Consider the following 1,407-nt stretch of genomic DNA (forward strand, 5'->3'; position numbering starts at 1 on the left):
GTGAAAAGAGCTATACACGTGTTTCACCACAAACTCGTCCTGTACTTGCTAAAGGACAATCTTTTGCGACACTTAATGCAGAAGTACCAGCTAATCGTATGGCTAAACGCTCATTCTAAAAAAAGAATCAAAGCCCAACACATTTTTGTGTTGGGCTTTTTCTTTCAAAATAGAAATTGACTGCTTTTTTTGATGAATAACTATATTTCTCTAGTGAATGCCAATTCTGTTGCTTTTGCGCCAATTGCCTCTGTCAATAACCTTGAAAAATTAAGCCCTGAACGTTTTGCTGTATCATCAGCCCATTTGGGAATCGTCAGAGTTTTTTTGACCAGCGTTTCATCGTGAAAATATTTTTCCATATCCACTTTTATCAGCGTAACAAAACCATCTTCTTCGGACTTAACTTTATTTATATCAGTTGGCATTGGTAACTCTTCCCCATTTTCAACACGATCAGCAAGCACCATGCCGAGGACCTCTTCAGCCATTGCAATGCCAAGAGATAAGTCTTTGTTATTGATACCCGTATAAGCCCCTTGAAGATCTGGAAACTCTATGAAGTATCCTTCTTCATCATGTGTAAATATAGCAGGATAAGTTTTCGTCAACGAATCTATATACATTATTATACCTCCAAATTAACACCAGACTATTTCAGTCCAGCGTCTTTCAAGATTCTGCTCTCTAAGCCTCTTCCAAGGTCATCGTTCCCGTGAACAGGAACAGTCACACGAACACCATCCTTGTAGAGATGATGATGTGAGCCTTCTTGCCTACGTTCAACCCAACCTTGCTTTTTTAGAAGTTTGAGCATATCTTTTCCTGTAAGTGGCATTGTGAATGGTCCTCCTTACGACATTATTATAGCACGTGCAAACACGTGTGTCAATCATTCGCAGATAAGGATAAAATCAAAAAGATTCATGAAGCAATCTTTTTAGAATTTTTGCAAGAGAAAAACTAAAAAATTCTTCCAACAATTGTATCATTATCTTCTGGGAAAAAACACCTAAAAGATAAGTTCAAAAGCAAAGGTGACCGATAAATCGGCACCTTTCTAAAACTTGAAAGAAGGTTATCAAAATTTTCTTTCCAAAAAGAATAAAAGATAGCTAAAGCTACCTTTTCAATCAACATGTAAGGCAAAAACGTCTTACAACTATCGCACATCACTAGCTCAATAAGAGCATTTTTAAGGCTATAATGCCAAAGGAGAAAACACTATGTCTAACACAATCGAAACTAAATCAATCGCTAAAATGAACACTGCTGAAATTAAACGCACACCAGAATATGCTGAACTTAAAGCAGTTGCTGGTCTGGACTCTGACGCATACGCACAATACAAAGCTAACCGTATTGCAGGTACAAACGCACCTAAAGCATGGGCTGATCGTACTGATG

The 1,407-nt window shown here is 37.7% G+C and carries 3 protein-coding genes; 1 reads left to right on the forward strand and 2 read right to left on the reverse strand.

Going from position 1 to position 1,407, the window contains the following annotated elements; translation table 11 throughout:
* Positions 1-200: 200 nt before the first annotated feature.
* Together Hs20B_RS09590 and Hs20B_RS09595 are read right to left on the reverse strand one after the other, a co-directional pair.
* Entirely contained in the window at positions 201-626 is a 426-nt protein-coding gene (locus tag Hs20B_RS09590) for a type II toxin-antitoxin system HicB family antitoxin (protein WP_172357962.1), read from the reverse strand.
* Between the two features lie 26 nt (positions 627-652).
* On the reverse strand, positions 653-838 hold the full coding sequence (locus tag Hs20B_RS09595) for a type II toxin-antitoxin system HicA family toxin (RefSeq protein WP_172357964.1): 186 nt from the start codon (positions 836-838) through the stop codon (positions 653-655).
* Positions 839-1,226: 388 nt separating this feature from the next.
* On the opposite strand from Hs20B_RS09595, the gene Hs20B_RS09600 reads away from it, so the two are divergent.
* On the forward strand, positions 1,227-1,407 hold a 181-nt coding region (locus Hs20B_RS09600), incomplete at its 3' end, for a hypothetical protein (protein ID WP_172357966.1).

The sequence above is a fragment of the Pseudolactococcus insecticola genome (assembly GCF_011170065.1).
GTDB lineage: Bacteria > Bacillota > Bacilli > Lactobacillales > Streptococcaceae > Pseudolactococcus > Pseudolactococcus insecticola.